General features: G+C 73.0%; 16 protein-coding genes, 1 other RNA gene and 1 pseudogene. 13 read left to right on the top strand and 5 right to left on the bottom strand.

The window, feature by feature from the left end; translation table 11 throughout:
- Window positions 1–38 precede the first annotated feature (38 nt).
- Genes ABZ865_RS02905 through ABZ865_RS02915 form a run of 3 tightly spaced genes read left to right on the top strand, consistent with a single transcriptional unit; the run spans window position 39 to window position 3,013 of the window.
- Window positions 39–896: a MaoC/PaaZ C-terminal domain-containing protein gene (locus ABZ865_RS02905; RefSeq protein WP_361222764.1), complete on the top strand. Its 858-nt coding sequence runs from the start codon at window positions 39–41 to the stop codon at window positions 894–896.
- A 33-nt stretch (window positions 897–929) separates the two neighbouring features.
- Window positions 930–2,015, top strand: a complete 1,086-nt coding sequence (locus tag ABZ865_RS02910) for a Zn-dependent alcohol dehydrogenase (protein WP_361222767.1) — start codon at window positions 930–932, stop codon at window positions 2,013–2,015.
- A gap of 17 nt (window positions 2,016–2,032) precedes the next feature.
- The gene (locus ABZ865_RS02915) at window positions 2,033–3,013 is read left to right on the top strand and encodes a 3-oxoacyl-ACP reductase (RefSeq protein WP_361224342.1); all 981 of its coding nucleotides are present in this window, start codon (window positions 2,033–2,035) and stop codon (window positions 3,011–3,013) included.
- A gap of 70 nt (window positions 3,014–3,083) precedes the next feature.
- On the opposite strand, the gene ABZ865_RS02920 is transcribed toward ABZ865_RS02915, so the two are convergent.
- Together ABZ865_RS02920 and ABZ865_RS02925 are read right to left on the bottom strand one after the other, a co-directional pair.
- On the bottom strand, window positions 3,084–3,242 hold the full coding sequence (locus ABZ865_RS02920) for a hypothetical protein (RefSeq protein ID WP_361222771.1): 159 nt from the start codon (window positions 3,240–3,242) through the stop codon (window positions 3,084–3,086).
- 94 nt (window positions 3,243–3,336) lie between these two features.
- Entirely contained in the window at window positions 3,337–4,647 is a 1,311-nt protein-coding gene (locus ABZ865_RS02925; RefSeq protein ID WP_361222774.1) for a hypothetical protein, read from the bottom strand.
- 188 nt (window positions 4,648–4,835) lie between these two features.
- Here ABZ865_RS02925 and ABZ865_RS02930 point away from each other — a divergent pair, with 188 nt between their 5' ends.
- From ABZ865_RS02930 to ABZ865_RS02940, 3 genes are read left to right on the top strand one after another with little or no spacing between them, the layout of a single operon-like run.
- Entirely contained in the window at window positions 4,836–5,678 is an 843-nt protein-coding gene (locus tag ABZ865_RS02930) for a Nif3-like dinuclear metal center hexameric protein (protein ID WP_361222777.1), read from the top strand.
- Between the two features lie 13 nt (window positions 5,679–5,691).
- A complete protein-coding gene (locus ABZ865_RS02935) occupies window positions 5,692–6,435 on the top strand; it encodes a C4-type zinc ribbon domain-containing protein (RefSeq protein ID WP_361224345.1) in 744 nt (247 codons plus the stop codon).
- 22 nt (window positions 6,436–6,457) lie between these two features.
- Entirely contained in the window at window positions 6,458–7,789 is a 1,332-nt protein-coding gene (locus ABZ865_RS02940) for a bifunctional RNase H/acid phosphatase (protein ID WP_361222781.1), read from the top strand.
- On the opposite strand, the gene eda is transcribed toward ABZ865_RS02940, so the two are convergent.
- Both eda and yaaA read right to left on the bottom strand, forming a co-directional pair.
- Window positions 7,761–8,477, bottom strand: coding sequence for a bifunctional 4-hydroxy-2-oxoglutarate aldolase/2-dehydro-3-deoxy-phosphogluconate aldolase (gene eda, locus ABZ865_RS02945; protein WP_361222784.1), 717 nt, complete (start codon window positions 8,475–8,477; stop codon window positions 7,761–7,763). The two genes, ABZ865_RS02940 and eda, sit on opposite strands and share 29 nt — an antisense overlap.
- An 87-nt stretch (window positions 8,478–8,564) precedes the next feature.
- Window positions 8,565–9,347, bottom strand: a complete 783-nt coding sequence (gene yaaA, locus ABZ865_RS02950) for a peroxide stress protein YaaA (RefSeq protein WP_361222787.1) — start codon at window positions 9,345–9,347, stop codon at window positions 8,565–8,567.
- A gap of 89 nt (window positions 9,348–9,436) precedes the next feature.
- Here yaaA and ABZ865_RS02955 point away from each other — a divergent pair, with 89 nt between their 5' ends.
- From ABZ865_RS02955 to ABZ865_RS02975, 5 genes and pseudogenes are all read left to right on the top strand, one after another.
- Window positions 9,437–10,870, top strand: a complete 1,434-nt coding sequence (locus tag ABZ865_RS02955) for an RNB domain-containing ribonuclease (protein ID WP_361222790.1) — start codon at window positions 9,437–9,439, stop codon at window positions 10,868–10,870.
- Window positions 10,871–11,042: 172 nt separating this feature from the next.
- Window positions 11,043–11,867 carry an AraC family transcriptional regulator gene (locus ABZ865_RS02960; protein WP_361222793.1) on the top strand — a complete coding sequence of 275 codons (825 nt, stop codon included), beginning with the start codon at window positions 11,043–11,045 and terminating at the stop codon, window positions 11,865–11,867.
- Window positions 11,868–11,949: 82 nt separating this feature from the next.
- Window positions 11,950–12,672: pseudogene (locus tag ABZ865_RS02965) on the top strand (DMT family transporter); the annotation flags it as partial.
- Window positions 12,673–12,790: 118 nt separating this feature from the next.
- An RNA gene (gene rnpB, locus ABZ865_RS02970) (RNase P RNA component class A) lies at window positions 12,791–13,195 on the top strand.
- Between the two features lie 113 nt (window positions 13,196–13,308).
- Complete coding sequence (locus ABZ865_RS02975) at window positions 13,309–14,181, top strand: trypsin-like serine protease (RefSeq protein WP_361222796.1); 873 nt, start codon at window positions 13,309–13,311, stop codon at window positions 14,179–14,181.
- Between the two features lie 97 nt (window positions 14,182–14,278).
- On the opposite strand, the gene ABZ865_RS02980 is transcribed toward ABZ865_RS02975, so the two are convergent.
- Window positions 14,279–14,824: a DoxX family membrane protein gene (locus ABZ865_RS02980; RefSeq protein WP_361222799.1), complete on the bottom strand. Its 546-nt coding sequence runs from the start codon at window positions 14,822–14,824 to the stop codon at window positions 14,279–14,281.
- A 128-nt stretch (window positions 14,825–14,952) separates the two neighbouring features.
- Here ABZ865_RS02980 and ABZ865_RS02985 point away from each other — a divergent pair, with 128 nt between their 5' ends.
- Together ABZ865_RS02985 and ABZ865_RS02990 are read left to right on the top strand one after the other, a co-directional pair.
- Complete coding sequence (locus ABZ865_RS02985; protein ID WP_361222802.1) at window positions 14,953–15,279, top strand: nuclear transport factor 2 family protein; 327 nt, start codon at window positions 14,953–14,955, stop codon at window positions 15,277–15,279.
- Between the two features lie 230 nt (window positions 15,280–15,509).
- The gene (locus ABZ865_RS02990) at window positions 15,510–16,760 is read left to right on the top strand and encodes a serine hydrolase (protein ID WP_361222805.1); all 1,251 of its coding nucleotides are present in this window, start codon (window positions 15,510–15,512) and stop codon (window positions 16,758–16,760) included.
- Window positions 16,761–16,833 lie beyond the last annotated feature (73 nt).

Below are 16,833 nucleotides of genomic sequence, written 5' to 3' on the forward strand. Positions count from 1 at the left end.
ACGTCCGCACCGAGGTCTTGAGACCTGTCAGGAGCCCCATGCCCATCGACGCAGCGAAAGCCCTCGCGGCCGAACCCCGGACCGGTGAGATCTCCTGGACCACCAAGGACGTCCAGCTCTACCACCTCGGTATCGGCGCCGGCGTCCCCGCCACCGACCCCGACGAGCTGCGCTACACCCTGGAGTCCCGGCTGCACGTCCTGCCGAGCTTCGCCACCGTCGCGGGTTCCGGCGCCCCCGGCGTGATCAGCGGGCTGTCCATGCCCGGCGTGGAGGTCGAGCTCGCCAAGGTCCTGCACGGCGGGCAGACGCTGGAGATCCACCGCCCCATCCCGGCCGAGGGCACGGCGACCGCGACCAACCGGCTCGCCGCCGTCTACGACAAGGGCAAGGCCGCCATCCTGGTCCTGCGCACCGAGGTCGCCGACGCCGACGGCCCCCTGTGGACCAACGACGCCCAGATCTTCGTACGCGGGGAAGGCGGCTGGGGCGGCGACCGGGGCCCCTCCACCCGGCTCGATCCCCCCACCGGCGACCCCGACCGGACCGTCGAGCGCCGGGTCCGCGAGGACCAGGCCCTCCTCTACCGCCTCTCCGGCGACTGGAACCCGCTGCACGCCGACCCCGAGTTCGCCCGGCGCGCCGGGTTCGAGAAGCCCATCCTGCATGGGCTCTGCACCTACGGCATCACGCTCAAGGCGGTCGTGGACACGCTGCTCGGCGGGGATGTGAGCCGGGTGCGGTCGTACACCACGCGGTTCGCCGGAGTCGTGTACCCGGGCGAGACCCTGCGCATCCGCATGTGGCGGGAGGAGGGGAGCGTCCGCGTGGCCGTCAGCGCGGTCGAACGGGAGGACGCGCCGGTCCTCGCCGACACCGTCGTACAGCACTCGTAGAACCCGTCCCGTCCTTCCGAGGGGAGCCGCACCATGCGCGCAGCCGTACTGCACGAGATCGGCCAGGAAAAGCTGGAGGTCCTCGACGACGTCGAGGCGGTGGGCTTCGGGCCCGGCAAGGTGCGGGTCCGGGTGCGGGCGACCGGACTGTGCCACTCGGACCTGTCCGCGATGAGCGGGGTGCTGCCGCAGCCGGCCCCGTTCGTGCCCGGCCACGAGGGCGCCGGCGAGATCCTCGAAGTCGGCGAGAACGTCAGGAACCTGAAGCCCGGCGACCGGGTCGTCATCTGCTGGCTGCCCGCCTGCGGCGCCTGCCCCGCGTGCAGGCGCGGGCAGACCGAGCTGTGCCTGGCCGGGTTCATGAACGCGGGCACCCCCAACTTCAGGCGCCCCGGCGGCGGCACGTCCGATGTCTTCGGCTTCGCGGGCACCGGCACCTTCGCCGAGGAGGTCGTCGTGGACGCGGGCTGCGCCGTACCGATACCGGACGACGTGCCCTTCGACATCGCCGCCCTCATCGGCTGCGGGGTGACCACCGGACTCGGCGCCGCCCTCAACACCGCCGACGTGGAGGCGGGTTCGTCGGTCGCCGTCATCGGCTGCGGCGGCGTCGGCATCTCCGCCGTACAAGGGGCGCGGCTGAAGGGCGCCGCCGAGATCGTCGCCGTCGACCCGGTCGCCTCCCGGCGCGAGTCGGCGCTCAGGTTCGGCGCCACGAAGGCCGTTTCGCCGGAGGAACTGGCCGACGCCAAGCAGCAGGTCACCGGCGGCGAGGGCTTCGACTACGTCTTCGAGGTCGTCGGCCGCTCCGCCACCGCCCGCACCGCCTACGAGAACACCCGGCGCGGCGGCACCCTCGTCGTGGTCGGCGCGGGCGCCATGGACGACTTCCTCCAGCTCAACATGTTCGAGCTGTTCTTCGACGAGAAGCGGATCCTGCCGTCCATGTACGGCGGCGGCGACGTCCTGCGCTCCTACGAACGCACCATCGCCCTGTGGCGCGCGGGCCGCATCGACCTCGCCGGCCTCATCACCCACCGGGTGCCGCTGGCGGAGATCAACGAGGCACTGGACCAGATGCGTACCGGGACGGCCCTGCGTACGTGCATCGAGATCTGAGGCGGACACGCATGGCACTGGCACTGCCACTCGAGGGACTCTCCGCCGTCGTCACCGGCGCCGGACGCGGGCTCGGCCGGGCCGAGGCGCTGGAACTCGCCCGGCTCGGCGCGGCCGTCGTCGTCAACGACTACGGCAGCCGGGTCGATGGGGGTCCCCCCGAGCTCGAGCGAAGCCGAGAGCTTGGGGGAGGCTCCGGCGAGGCCTCGGCCGGACCCGCCGAGGAGGTCGCCGCCGAGATACGCGCCCACGGCGGCCGGGCCCTCGCCCACACCGGGGACGTCGCCGACTTCCGGCAGGCCGGCGAACTCGTCCGGCTGGCCGTCGACGAGTTCGGCAGGCTGGACATCCTCGTCAACAACGCGGGCATCCTGCGCGACCGCATGGTCTTCTCCATGACCGAGGACGAGTGGGACTCGGTGATCCGCGTCCACCTCAAAGGCCACTTCAACACCACCCACTTCGCCGCCGCCCACTGGCGCGAGCGCTCCAAGGCGGCGGGGGGACCGGTGTACGGGCGGATCGTGAACACCTCCTCGGAGGCGTTCCTCGCCGGGTCCGCCGGGCAGCCCAACTACGCGGCGGCGAAGGGCGGGATCGTCGGCCTGACCACCTCCACCGCCCTGGCCCTCGCCAAGTACGGCGTCACGGCGAACGCGATCTGCCCGCGCGCCCGGACCCGGATGACGGAGGACGTCTTCGCGGGCTTCCAGGAGCCGGACGAGGACGGTCTCGACCCGCTCGCCCCCGAGCACGTCGCACCGCTCGTCGGCTACCTGGCCTCACCCGCCGCCGCCCGGGTCAACGGCCAGCTGCTCGTCGTGCACGGCGGCATGGTCGCCGTCGTGGAACGGCCGCGGGTGCGGGCGAAGTTCGACAGCAAGCAGGAGACGTTCACGTACGACGAACTCGACGCGCTGCTCACCCCGCACTACGCGGACCGGCCGTCGGGGGAGACGTTCGCGGCGGCAGAGGTGCTGGGCCTCAGACGGGACTGAAGCGAACGAGAAACGAGAGAGGGGGTGCCCGTCGTCCGACGGGCACCCCCTCATTCACTTCCCACTACCGTCAGGCGGCCGCCTCGACCGTCTCCTCGGCCGGCTTGCGGTGCCGGCCGTGCGGAGCCGTCTCGGTCTCCTGGGCCGCGATCGGGCCCCGGTGCCGGCCGTGCCCGGCCGCGTCCTGAGAGTCGGCAGACAGCGGCTGAGTCGTGCTGGTGTCGCTCATCGGAAGAATTCACCCCGTCAACATGATCCTTTACAGCCGGGCGAGTGTAACCAGCACACCACGGGCCGAATCCAGGCGCACACGCCAACCGGCACTACTTCGTTACAAGACGTCCCAGAGGCGCCTGTGCCAGCGGCACCGGACGCGCCACCACCGGTTCCGAAGGATCCGGTTCGGACGGCTCCCGGGGTGCGTTGAGCACCTCGGCAGCCGTGCCGTCCCGGACCGGATCCTCCAGACCCGCGTCCCCCGGTCCCCCCGCTTCCCCTTCCCCCGGAGCCGCGGCGGTCACAGCACCCGCGGCTCCCGTCTCCCCCCTGGGCACCGTCAACTCCGCCACGCCACAGGGGACTTCCCCTGTGGCGTACGGCAGCCGCAGCACCCCGTCCCGCGTCCACAGCCCGGTCCCCGCCAACCAGCCCTCGGGCGCCGGAAGATGACACACCTGCCGCTCGGCCGGCCGCCAGATGCCGACCCAGGTGCCGAACGGGCCGTCGATCCGCAGCGCCACCGCGCAGCTCTCCGGCATCAGCACCTGCCCCGGCTGGATCGCGAACGGCGTCACCACACAGCCCGGCAGCCGCAGACACTCCGGGAAGCGCACCGGCAGCGTGCTGCCCATGACCCCCCAGCCCAATCGTTCCTGCCCGGGGGAGGGCGCGTCCGAGGAGATCACCAGCAGCCCGCTGTCCGGGTCGGCGAGCAGCAGCCGGTCGTCGCTGTGCGCCGCGATCTGCAGCAGCGGCGAGATCTCCCCGCCCCGCTCCAGATCCACCACGACCGTCTTCGTCCGCCCGCCCAGCTCCCGGTCCAGCGCCAGCATCCGCCCGCCGCCGTCCAGCCAGACCCCGCCCGAGCAGCGGCCCGGGACCTCGGCCAGGTGCTCGGGCCCGAAGACATCGCCCGCCACCAGCCACACGGCCGTGGAGCGCGGGCCGACGGCGAGGGCGTACGCCCGCGTGCCGCCCGGCGCCGGAGGCAGCAGCCCGAGCCGGGTGCCGGGCTCCGGGCACTCCACCGCGCCCAGCGGCAGCTCGCCGGTACCGGGGCCGGTCGGGTACAGCAAGGAGAAGGTGTGCCGCCGCTCCACCCGTCGGTGGATCAGCACCCGCCCGTCCCCCATCGGCTGCACCTGGGTGCCGGGCTCCTCCGGCTGGTTGCCGGGCAGCGGCACCGCGTACGGCTCCGGGCCGTCCAGCGTCCAGCGCTCCGGGAACCAGGACTCGCCGTCCAGCGCGAGACGGGCGGCGTACGCGCCGTCCGCCGTGATGGCGTACCCCATCTCCGCGCCCGCGCCCGGGAACTCAAGAGACTCGCCGGACTCACTCGACCCGCCGGACACACTCGACTCGGCGGACTCCCCCGACTCGCCGGTCGACGGGGGTTCGATCGCACAGGCCGTCATGGTTCGGTCACCTCCTGCGACGAAGCTAGTTTTCGCACGCACGGCCGTGGGACGGCCCGACCCCCACTTCACACATACGGGTGGTGCAGAAGCGATTCCTCCGAGGAAACCGGGGCGTATGTGCTGAGCGGGACCAGGTGAAGCGGATGCGGTACAGCCCGGCAGAACAGCCAGGTAGCCTTGCCCACGTGCCCCGTCTGTCAGAAGTCATCGCCGCGCTGGAGAACCTGTGGCCCGCTGAGCGGGCCGAGTCCTGGGACGCGGTCGGCACGGTCGTGGGCGACCCCGACCAGGAGGTCACCCGGGTCCTGTTCGCCGTCGACCCCGTCCAGGAGATCGTCGACGAGGCGGTGAAGCTCGGCGCCGACCTGCTGGTCAGCCACCACCCGCTCTATCTGCGCGGGACCACCACGGTCGCGGCGTCGCACTTCAAGGGGCGTGTCGTCCACACCCTCATCAAGAACGACATCGCCCTGCACGTCGCCCACACCAACGCCGACACCGCCGACCCGGGTGTGAGCGACGCGCTCGCGGGCGCGCTCGACCTGCGGGTCGTACGACCGCTCGTGCCGGACCCCACCGACCCGGACGGCCGCCGGGGCCTCGGCCGCGTCTGCGAACTCGACCACCCGCTGACCGTCCGCGAGCTGGCCGCCCGCGCCGCCGAGCGGCTGCCCGCCACCGCGCAGGGCATCCGGGTGGCCGGCGACCCCGACGCCGTCGTCCGCACGATCGCCGTCAGCGGCGGTTCCGGCGACAGCCTTTTCGACCAGGTCCGCGCGTCCGGCGTCGACGCCTTCCTCACCGCAGATCTGCGCCACCACCCGGCCTCCGAGGCCGTGGCCCACAGTCCTCTCGCGCTGCTCGACGCGGCGCACTGGGCCACCGAGTGGCCCTGGTGCGAGCTGGCCGCAGCCCAGCTCGACGAGATCTCCGACCGGCACGGATGGGACCTTCGGGTCCACGTCTCCAAGACGGTCACCGACCCCTGGACCGCCCACGCGGCGTCCTCCGTCACCACTAGTAGCTAATGGGAGCCCCGAACTGAACGCCGCGCCTGCCGACCAGATCCGACTCCTCGACGTCCAGGCCCTCGACGTCCGCCTGCAGCAGCTCGCGCACAAGCGGAGGTCCCTGCCCGAGCACGCCGAGATCGAGTCGCTGACCAAGGACCTCACGCAGCTGCGCGACCTGCTGGTGGCCGCGCAGACCGAGGAGAGCGACACCGCCCGCGAGCAGACCAAGGCCGAGCAGGACGTGGACCAGGTGCGCCAGCGCGCCGCCCGCGACCAGCAGCGCCTGGACTCCGGCGCGGTCACCTCGCCCAAGGACCTGTCCAACCTCCAGCACGAGATCGCCTCCCTCGCCAAGCGGCAGGGCGACCTGGAGGACGTCGTCCTGGAGGTCATGGAGCGCCGCGAGGCCGCACAGGCGCGGGTCGACGAGCTGACCGAGCGGGTCGGCTCCGTCCAGGCGAAGATCGACGACGCGTCCGGCCGCCGGGACGCCGCGTTCCAGGAGATCGACGGCGAGGTCGCCTCGGTCACCAAGGAGCGCCAGGTCGTCGCCGGGTCCGTCCCCGCGGATCTGCTCAAGCTCTACGACAAGCTGCGCGAGCAGGGCGGCGGCATCGGCGCGGCCAAGCTGTACGCCCGCACCTGCCAGGGCTGCCGCCAGGAGCTGGCGATCACCGAGCTGAACGAGATCCGCGCGGCCGCGCCGGACACCGTGGTGCGCTGCGAGAACTGCCGCCGCATCCTGGTGCGTACGGCCGAGTCGGGCCTGTAGGCCGCGGTAAGGGGCGTCGGGCGTGCGGGAGTTCATCGTCGAGGCCGACGGCGGGTCGCGGGGCAACCCGGGGCCTGCGGGCTACGGGACCGTGGTCAGCGACGCGGCGACGGGGGAGGCCCTGGCCGAGGCGGCCGAGTACATCGGCATCGCCACCAACAACGTCGCCGAGTACCGGGGCCTGCTGGCCGGCCTGCGCGCCGCGCACGCCCTGGACCCCGCCGCCCGGATCCACGTCCGCATGGACTCCAAGCTCGTCATCGAGCAGATGTCGGGCCGCTGGAAGATCAAGCACCCCGACATGAAGCCCCTGGCCGCCGAGGCGAAACGCGTCTTCCCTCCGGGGCAGGTCACGTACGAGTGGATCCCCCGAGAACGCAACAAACACGCCGACCGCCTCGCCAACGAAGCCATGGACGCGGGCGCCAAGGGCACCCAATGGTCCCCCTCCACCTCCCGCGCCGCCCTGGACACCCCGTCGGCCATCCCGGTGCCGTCGGGCCCCCCGGGCGACGCTGCAGCGGGCGCAGCCAAGGCCCGAGCGGCCATGGCGGAGGCCGCAGGCAACGTAGCTGCGGGCAGTCGTGCCGCTGGGGCGGCGCCCGTCCCACAGAAAGCGGCACCTCCCAGCGAGCAGCGGCCCACTACCCCCGTCACCCCCACCGAGCCGCAGCCGACCACGACCCGAGCCCAGGAAACCCCCGGGTGGAGCGCCGCCCCCGACCTGGGCGCCCCCGCCACCCTCGTCCTCCTCCGCCACGGTGAAACCCCCCTCACCCCCCAGAAGCGCTTCTCCGGCAGCGGCGGCACCAACCCCTCCCTCTCGGACGCCGGCCGCGAACAGGCCCGCCGAGTCGCGGAGGCACTCGCCAAGCGAGGCACCATCCAGGCGATCGTCGCCTCCCCCCTCGCCCGCACCCAGGAGACCGCGCGCATCGTCGCCGCCCGCCTCGGCCTGGACGTGACGATCGAAGAGGGTCTGCGGGAGACGGACTTCGGCGCCTGGGAGGGCCTCACCTTCGGCGAGGTCCGCGAGCGCCACCCGGACGACCTCAACGCCTGGCTCGCCGACCCCGAGGCCCACCCCACCGGCGGCGGTGAGAGCTTCGCGGAGACCGCCGCGCGGATGGAGGCCACCCGGGAGAAGCTGGTCGCGGCGTATCAGGGCCGTACGGTCCTGCTGGTCACGCACGTCACCCCGATCAAGACCCTCGTCCGCCTCGCCCTCGGCGCCCCACCCGAGTCCCTGTTCCGCATGGAACTCTCGGCGGCGTCCCTCTCGGCGGTGGCGTACTACGCCGACGGCAACGCGAGCGTACGGCTGTTCAACGACACGTCCCACCTGCGTCCCTGACCCCACCGGCACCCCCAGGCCCACCCGCACCCCCGGGTCCACCCGCGCCCCGCAGTCCGGCCGCGGCTCGCGCCAGCTTCTCGATCCGGGACCAGTCCCCGGCGGCCACCGCGTCCGCCGGGATCATCCAACTCCCGCCCACGCAGCCGACGTTGGGCAGGGACAGATACTCCGGCGCGGTCGCCGGGCCGATTCCGCCCGTGGGGCAGAAGCGGGCCTGCGGCAGCGGACCGGCGAGCGACTTCAGATAGGCCGTGCCGCCCGCCGCCTGCGCCGGGAAGAACTTCATCTCCCGCACCCCGCGCTCCAGCAGCGCGACGACCTCCGACGTGGTCGACACCCCCGGCAGGTACGGCACCCCGGACCCGCGCATCGCCGTCAGCAGCGCGTCCGTCCACCCGGGACTGACCAGGAATCGCGCCCCGGCCGCCACGCACCGCGCCACCTGGTCCGGCGTGATGACCGTGCCCGCCCCGACCACCGCGTCCGGCACCTCGCCCGCGATCGCCCGGATCGCGTCCAGCGCGGCGGGCGTCCGCAGCGTCACCTCGATCGCGGGCAGTCCGCCCGCCACCAGCGCCCGCGCGAGCGGTACCGCGTCGGCGGCGTCGGCGACGACCACCACGGGCACGACGGGCGCGAGATCCAGCACGGAGGCAGGCGAAACGGGGGGCAACGGTGAGGTCATGCCCTCATCGTGCCCAGCGTGTGCAGCCTGCGCAAAGGTCGTTGCACATGCTGCAATGCGCGCGGCCCGGCGGCGCGCGCAGCCGACTCAGTGGATCTCCTCCACCAGCACATCCAGCGACCACGCCGTCCCGCCCTTCCCCGGCGCCTCCGCCTCCACCACGTACCCGAGGTCCCGCAGCGCCTCCACCAGCGCGGCCGGGTCCTTCGGTGCGACGCCCTCCGTGAGCAGGCTCCGTACGATCCGGCCCTTCGTCGCCTTGTTGAAGTGGCTGACGACCTTCCGGGTCGGCGCGTGCAGCACCCGTACGGTCGCCGTGCGCCCGGCGACCTCGCCCTTCGGCTTCCAGGCGGCGGCGTACGCGGCGGACCGCAGGTCGAGCACCAGCCCGTCCCCGGCGGCCTCGGGCAGCACCGACGCCATCGGCGCCCGCCAGTGCCCGGCCAGCGCGCCGAGCCCCGGCAGCTTCACGCCCATCGAGCAGCGGTAGGAGGGAATGCGGTCCGTGACCCGTACCGCGCCCCACAGCCCGGAGAAGACCAGCAGCGAGCGCGCCGCACGCCTCTTCGCGGCCGGGTCCAGCGAGGCCAGGCCCAGGGCGTCGTAGAGGACACCGGTGTAGATCTCCCCGGCGGGGCGGGCGCCGGCCGTGCGCAGCCCGGTGTTCTTCGCGACCTCGCCGCGCAGTCCCTCGCTCAGCCCGAGCACCTCGCGCGCCTTCTCCTCGTCCCCGGAGCACAGCTCGACCAGCTCCCCGAGCACGGCCTCCCGCGCGTCGGTCAGCCCCGGAAGCGACAGCGACTCGGGCTTCAGCGGGGCACCACGGCCCGAGGACGCCTTGCCTTCCGAGGGCGGCAGCAGGACAAGCACGGGTACTCCTTCGACGAGCGGTCTGCCGACTGGCGGTCTGCGCCAGGGTACGGGGTGCTGCACCGGCCCCTTCGACCTACGCTCGACACATGCCCCGCCGCAGGATCCGCGTGAGAGGAGCCCCCGAGGCCCCGCTCCGGGTCGCCCTCGCCGCGCTCCGCGCGGAACTCGGCATTCCGGAGGCCTTCCCGGCCGAGGTGCAGGCGGAGGCCGAACGGTCCGCGAAGGCGCCCGCGCCGCTCTCGTACGACGCGACGGACTTCCCCTTCTTCACCGTCGACCCGCCCGGCGCCGCCGACCTCGACCAGGCCATCCACCTGTCCCGGCAGGGCACCGGCTACCGGGTCCGGTACGCCATCGCCGACGTCGCCTCCTTCGTCGTACCCGGAGGAGTCCTGGACGCGGAGGCGCACCGGCGGGTGAACACGCTCTACTTCCCGGACGAGAAGGTCCCGCTGCACCCCACCGTGCTCAGCGAGGGCGCCGCGAGCCTGCTGCCCGACCGGAACCGGCCGGCCGTGCTGTGGACGATCGACCTGGACGCGGAGGGCCGCACCCTCGCCGTCGACGTGCGCCGCGCGCTCGTCCGCAGCCGGGCCAGGTTCGACTACGCGGGCGTGCAGCGGCAGATCGACGGCGGGACGGCGGAGGAGCCGATCGCGCTGCTCGCGGAGATCGGCCGGGCCCGGGAGAAGCAGGAGTCCGAGCGCGGCGGGATCTCCCTCAACGTGCCCGAGCAGGAGATCACCGAGCGGGACCACACCTACGAGCTGTCCTACCGCGCCCCGCTGCCCGCCGACGGCTGGAACGCGCAGCTCTCCCTGCTCACCGGGATGGCCGCGGCCGACCTGATGATCGCCGCCGGCACCGGCATCCTGCGCACGCTCCCGGCCGCACCCGACGGAGCCGTGGCCCGGCTGCGCCGTACCGCGACCGCGCTGCACATCGACTGGCCGCACCATGTCTCGTACGCCGAGCTGATCCGCACCCTCGACCCGCACCGCCCCGACCACGCGGCCTTCCTCCAGGAGTGCACGACCCTGCTGCGCGGCGCCGGCTACTCGGTCTTCCGGGACGGCGCCCTTCCCGCGATCACCACGCACGCCGCCGTCGCCGCCCCCTACGCCCACTGCACGGCCCCGCTGCGTCGGCTCGCCGACCGCTACGCCGCCGAGATCTGCCTCGCCACCGTCGCCGGTGAGGCCCCGCCCGACTGGGTGCTCGCCGGGCTCGACGCGCTGCCCCGGCGGATGGCCGACGGCGCCCGGATCGCGGGCACGGTGGAACGGGAGTGCGTCGACATCGTCGAGGCCGCCCTGCTGAAGGACCGGGTCGGGGACGTCTTCGACGGCTGTGTGGTGGACGTGTCGGAGACCCGGCCGACCGTCGGCACCGTCCAGGTGGACACCCCGGCCGTCATCGGCCGCGTCGAGGGCGACCACCTGGAGCTCGGCGCCCGCCTCCGCGTCCGCCTCACCCGAGCGGAGCCCGGCACGACGAAGATCCTCTTCGTCCCCGCGTGAGCCCTCGCGGACGTGGACCGGGCCGCCTGGGCCTTCGCGCACGGCATGGTGATCCTGGAGACCCACCGCCGGTCGCCCGACGGCGCAGACCCGGACGCGGCATGGAAGCGGGGGCTGAGGGCGTTGTACCCGTAGGCCAGGACGCGGACGTGGCACGACGAGGGGGACTTCGGTGGCGGAACAGGCGCTGTGGACCAGGGCACGGTTGGGCCGTTGCGGCCCTCCGCTCGACCTCCTGACCGCGAACTTCCGCCGGCACGTCTACGCCCCGCACGCCCACGAGGAGTACACGGTCGGCGTCTGCGTCGGCGGCTCCGAGGTCATCGACTACCGGGGCGGCCACATCCGCACGGGCCCCGGCACCATCGTCGTCCTCGAAGCCGGCGAGATGCACACCGGCGGGCCCGGCACCCCCACCGACGGCTACGCCTACCGCGCCCTGTACGCCGAGCCGTCCCTGCTCGCCGACGGCAGCCTCGGCGGCCTCCCGCACTTCCGCGAACCCGTCGTCGACGACCCCGAACTCGCCGCCGCGCTCCGCCTCGCCCACACCGAACTCAGCGCCTGCCCCGACCCACTGGAGGCCGAGTCCCGCCTGCCCTGGCTGCTGACGGCCCTGGCCCACCGCCACTCCACGGCCCGATCCGCGCCCGCTCTGATACCCGGCGCGGGCAGCATCGCCCTCACGGTCCGCGACCGCCTCGCCGACGAGCTCACCGCCCCGCCGACCCTCTCCTCCCTTGCCGCCGACCTGGGCCTGTCCCGCTACCAGCTCCTGCGGGCCTTCCGTACGACGATGGGGATACCCCCGTACGCCTGGCTCGCCCAGTACCGCGTCACCCGCGCCCGCGCGCTGCTCGCCTCCGGGCTGCGCCCCGCCGAGGTGGCCCCCCTCGTCGGTTTCGCCGACCAGGCGCACCTGACCCGCTGGTTCCGCCGGGTGCTCGGGGTGACCCCGGCGGCCTATCGCAACAGCGTTCAAGACTCCCGCCGCTGACCTGGCCGAAACTCGCCGCATGACTGCACGCGGCTGGTTCCTGTTCTCCCTGATGGGAGTGGTCTGGGGAATCCCCTATCTGATGATCAAGGTGGCGGTGGACGCGGTGTCCCCGCCGGTTGTGGTGTTCACCCGCTGCGCCCTCGGCGCGGCCCTGCTCCTCCCCTTCGCCCTGCGCCAACGCGGCCTCCTCACGACCGTCCGCACCCACTGGCGCCCCATGCTGGCCTTCGCGTGCATCGAGATCATCGGCCCGTGGTTCACCCTCACGGACGCCGAACGCCACCTGTCCAGCTCGACCGCCGGCCTGCTGATCGCGGGCGTCCCGATCGTCGGCGTGGTGCTGGCCCGCTTCTTCGGCCTCGGCGACTCGGAAAGGCTGGGCATACGCAGGGCAGCGGGCCTGGCACTGGGCCTGGCGGGTGTCGGTGTCCTGACCGTCCCGCACCTGACCGGCGGCGACGCCCGCTCCCTGGCCGAGGTCTTCCTGACCGTCCTGGGCTACGCCACGGCCCCCCTGATCGCGGCACGGCACCTGAAGGACGTCCCGTCGCTGCACCTCACGGCCCCCTGCCTGGCGCTGGCGGCGCTGGTCTACGCCCCCGCCGCGGCGGCGACCTGGCCGGCCGAGCTGCCCTCCTCCTCGGTCCTGGCCGCCCTCGCGGGCCTGGGCGTCATCTGCACGGCGCTGGCCTTCGTGGCCTTCCTGGAGCTGATCAAGGAGGTCGGCCCGACCCGCTCGACGGTCATCACGTACGTCAACCCGGCGGTGGCGGTGGCGGCAGGCGCCCTGTTCCTGGACGAACCGCTGACGGCGGGCATCCTCGTCGCCTTCTCCCTGATCCTGGCGGGCTCGGTCCTGGCGACCGCCGCCACCGGTCCGCGCCGGCCCTCCCGCCCGGTACCATGGTCGACACGGCAGACGAGCCGGGCGGGCGGCCGCGTGGAGTCCCCCTAGGGGGCTTCCCGAGGAACGTCCGGGCTCCACAGGGCAGGGTGGTGGCTAACGGCCACCCGGGGTGACCCGCGGGACAGTGCCACAGAAAGCAGACCGCCGGGGGCCTCGGCCCTCGGTAAGGGTGAAACGGTGGTGTAAGAGACCACCAGTGCCCAGGGTGACCTGGGCAGCTAGGTAAACCCCACCCGGAGCAAGGTCAAGAGGAGCGCCGTAAAAAGCGCTCTGCGCGGACGTTCGAGGGCTGCCCGCCCGAGTCCGCGGGTAGACCGCACGAGGCCGGCGGCAACGTCGGCCCTAGATGGATGGCCGTCGCCCCGGGCTCCGCGAGGAACCCGGGGAACAGAACCCGGCGTACAGCCCGACTCGTCTGCCATCAGGGCTCTGCCCCGAGAACTCCTCCTTGTCGCGGACAGTTCAAAGCGGTTGAATTCCCTCACCTCCCACAGGAGAACGCCCGCCTCACATCCGTCGAAGGGGTTCTTCTTGACCGCCGTACGTGCCACCGCCATCACCGCAGCGGCCTGCGCCACCGTGCTCGCCGCCGCGCTGCCCTCCTCCGCGATCAACTCCTACAACGCGACACCCGCACCCGAGCGCACCGAGGTCGGTGCCCTCATCGCCACCTGGGACAACGACGGCGATCCCGCGACCCCGGATCGGGTCGACTGGGTCTGCTCCGGCACGATGATCGACGCGGACACCTTCCTGACCGCCTCGCACTGCACCACGGACTGGCCGGCCGACGTGAGGTTCTACGTCTCCCTCGGCCAGGACGTGCAGTCCGGGCTCGACGCGGCCGCCAAGAAGTACCCGGGCGACCCCGCCGCCCAGGCCCGCGCCGTCGCCGTCGAAGGCACGGCCCACAGCCACCCCGACTACCCGGGGCCCGCCTCCGACCCGCACGACATCGCCGTCGTCGAACTGCCCGCCGCCCAGGTCAAATCCCGCTGGTCCTTCACCCCGGCCACGCTGCCGACCGCGAACCAGTGGGGCGACCTCGGACCGCAGGGGCTGAACTCCACCGACTGGTTCGTCGCCGGATACGGCACCCAGGAGGCCGTGAACGGCCCGGGCGGACAGACCCATCCGGGCGGCGGCGTCCGCATGAAAGCGCCCGTGAGCTTCAACGCCCTCAACAACGCCTGGGTGCGCCTGGGGATGACCGAGCCCCAGGGCAACGGCGGTGCCTGCTACGGCGACTCGGGCGGCCCCAACTTCGCGGTCGTCGGCGGCAAAAACGTCCTCGCGGCCACGACCATCACCGGCGACACCCCCTGCTACGCCACCAACGTCGCCTACCGCCTGGACACCCCGGGCGCCCGCGCCTTCCTGTCCCCCTTCGTGAAGCTGCCGTAGCCCCGCCGCTGCCCCGGCCGCCGCCTTGCCGCGCTCGCCCTCGCGTCGGGTACGACGAGGGCGAGCGGGCTGGTGGCGTCCTCGGAACTTCGGGCAGTCAGTCCTCGAACAGGACCTCCTGCTCCCCCTCCGTCTTCGCCCGCACCCGACGGTTCCGTGCGCCCACCACCAGCGCCGTGGCCGCGGCCGTGACGCCCAGGGCCACCGGGACCATCCAGCCGCGGTCGAAGACGTGGCCGAAGGCGTGGTCGAGGGAGAGGCGGCCCGGGCCCGCGACGGCCAGGCCGGCCGCGGCCAGGCCCAGGGTGGCCGCGTACTCGTAGCCACCCTCTTGGGCGAAGAAGCCGTTGGGCATGTGGACCGCCGCCGCGCCGGCCATCGCGCCGGCCGCCGCCGCGCCCGCCGCCGGGGTCGCCAGGCCCAGCGCGAGCAGCGTGCCGCCGCCCGCCTCCGCCAGGCCCGCCGCCGTCGCGCTCTGCTTGCCGGGCGTGTAGCCGACGGACTCCATGAACTGGCCGGTGCCCTCCAGGCCGTGTCCGCCGAACCAGCCGAACAGCTTCTGCGTGCCGTGCGCGGCCAGCACCCCGCCCGTCCCCAGCCGGAGCAGCAGCAGGCCCAGATCGCGTCGGTCGTAACAGTTCACGGTCACTCCTCATCGGCGTGCATAGAGGTCCTCTTCCGCCCTTTCACCGTCGCATCCCGCGCCCCGGTCGGCCCTCCCAGGACGGCGTTCGGGTGGCGGGCCCGGGGGAGTGGTGTGAGCCTGGCGCCATGCCGATTCAGCCAGCCAGACTCAGCGACCCGGCCGTCCGGGCCTTCGTCAACGCCGTCAACTCCCACGACCGCGAGGGCTTCATGTCCCTCCTCGCCCCCGGCGCGACCATGGCCGACGACGGCGCCGACCGCGACCTCGCCGATTGGATCGACCGGGAGATCTTCTCCACCCACGGCCACATGGAGGTCGACAAGGAGTCCAACGGCGGCCGCTCCCTGGTCGCCCGCTACAGCAACGACACCTGGGGCGAGATGCGCACCAAGTGGGACTTCATCGTCGAGGACGACGGGCGGATCTCGCGGTTCGAGACCGGGCAGGCGTAGAGCTCAGGATCGTTCGGAGGGCCATCGGATCTCCGGTCCGGGTGGGGCAGTTCGGTCGACATCAGTCAATGTCGGTCAATATCAGCCAACACAGGTCAATGCCGGTCAACACCGGCCGACGCCGGTCAACGCCGGCCGGCAACGCCGGGAACGGTAAAGGATGTGCCAGGGCTGGGAGCTGGGAGTTCTCGGTCACATTTTCGTCACCGGCGTCGGTGTACCGTCCCCTGGTGCGCGAATGTTCCCAGCTCAGCCGACGCGCCGTCCTCGGGTTGACGGCCGCCGCCCTGCCCCTGTCCGCGACCGGCACCGCCGCCGCCTCTGAGGCCACCGTCATCGGCGGTGAGCGGCTCGCCCGCGGCGGGATCCAGGTGCGCGGCGCCGGCGGACTGCCGACGAAGCTCACCGCCCGCTCGTGGGTCGTCGCCGACGGCGCCAGCGGGGAGGTGCTCGCCTCGTTCAACGCGCACCGCCGGCTCCCGCCCGCGTCCACGCTGAAGATGCTGTTCGCGGACACCGTGCTGAGCAGGTTCGAGCGGACCGAGCGGTACAAGGTCACCGACGCGGACCTCGCCGACATCCCGTTCGGCTCCAGCCTCGTCGGCATCAAGCCGGGCATCACCTACACCGTCGAGCAGTTGTGGCAGGGCGTGTTCCTGCGCTCCGGCAACGACGCGGTCCACGTGCTCGCCCACATGAACGGCGGCATCGCCAAAACCGTCGCGGAGATGCAGGCCAGGGCCGAGGACCTGCAGGCCCTGGACACCCATGTGGTCAGTCCCGACGGCTTCGACCACAAGGGTCAGCTCTCCTCGGCGTACGACCTCACGCTGTTCGCCCGCCACGGCCTCAAGAACCCCGACTTCCGCGGCTACTGCGGCACGCGGACCGCGGACTTCCCGGCGGGCGGCAAGAAGACCTTCCAGATCCAGAACACCGACCGCCTGCTCACCGGTGCCTGGGGGCTCGGCACGTACAAGGGCCTGATCGGTGTGAAGAACGGCTACACCAGCCACGCCGGCAACACCTTCACCGGAGCCGCCACCCGGGGCGGCCGGACCCTCCTGGTCACCGTGATGCATCCCACCGAGGGCAGCAACGCCGTCTACGAGCAGACCCGCGCGCTGCTCGACTGGGGCTTCGGGCAAGGGCGTTCGGCCCGGGCGGTCGGCACGCTCGTCGAACCGCTCAGCGAGGGCGGGGCACCCGCGAGCGCGAGCCACGCGCCCGAAGGGAAGGCGGACCAAGCCCACGCCGCTGCCGGAGCGGCGGGTCCGGTGTCCGGCGGACCCTCGCCGTGGCGGCTGGCGGAGGGCGCCGCGGGAACGGCGGCACTGCTCGGCGCGGGCGTGTGGACGGTCGTGCGGCGACGCCGGGCACGGGTCACGTCGGCGGCAGCGGAGGCGGCGGCGGAAACGGAGGCGCCGGCGGGTACGCCGGCATCGGAGCGGGCGGAGTCCGGCGGCAGACACCGGCGCTGAGGCACATGGCTGCACACGACTGTGCGGCGACCGTTCCACCGACCGGTGCGTACCCCGCGGTCCCACGCGAGGT

It is taken from the genome of Streptomyces sp. NPDC047085 (assembly GCF_040643735.1).
Taxonomy (GTDB): Bacteria; Actinomycetota; Actinomycetes; order Streptomycetales; family Streptomycetaceae; genus Streptomyces.

What these genes read in the sequence shown, in the direction of transcription:
- ABZ865_RS02905 (WP_361222764.1), top strand. Translation starts at nt 39, where the DNA reads ATGCCCATCGACGCAGCGAAAGCCCTCGCGGCCGAACCCCGGACCGGT.
- ABZ865_RS02910 (WP_361222767.1), top strand. Translation starts at nt 930, where the DNA reads ATGCGCGCAGCCGTACTGCACGAGATCGGCCAGGAAAAGCTGGAGGTC.
- ABZ865_RS02920 (WP_361222771.1), bottom strand. Translation starts at nt 3,242, where the DNA reads ATGAGCGACACCAGCACGACTCAGCCGCTGTCTGCCGACTCTCAGGAC.
- ABZ865_RS02925 (WP_361222774.1), bottom strand. Translation starts at nt 4,647, where the DNA reads ATGACGGCCTGTGCGATCGAACCCCCGTCGACCGGCGAGTCGGGGGAG.
- eda (WP_361222784.1), bottom strand. Translation starts at nt 8,477, where the DNA reads ATGACCTCACCGTTGCCCCCCGTTTCGCCTGCCTCCGTGCTGGATCTC.
- ABZ865_RS02955 (WP_361222790.1), top strand. Translation starts at nt 9,437, where the DNA reads ATGCCCCGCCGCAGGATCCGCGTGAGAGGAGCCCCCGAGGCCCCGCTC.
- ABZ865_RS02985 (WP_361222802.1), top strand. Translation starts at nt 14,953, where the DNA reads ATGCCGATTCAGCCAGCCAGACTCAGCGACCCGGCCGTCCGGGCCTTC.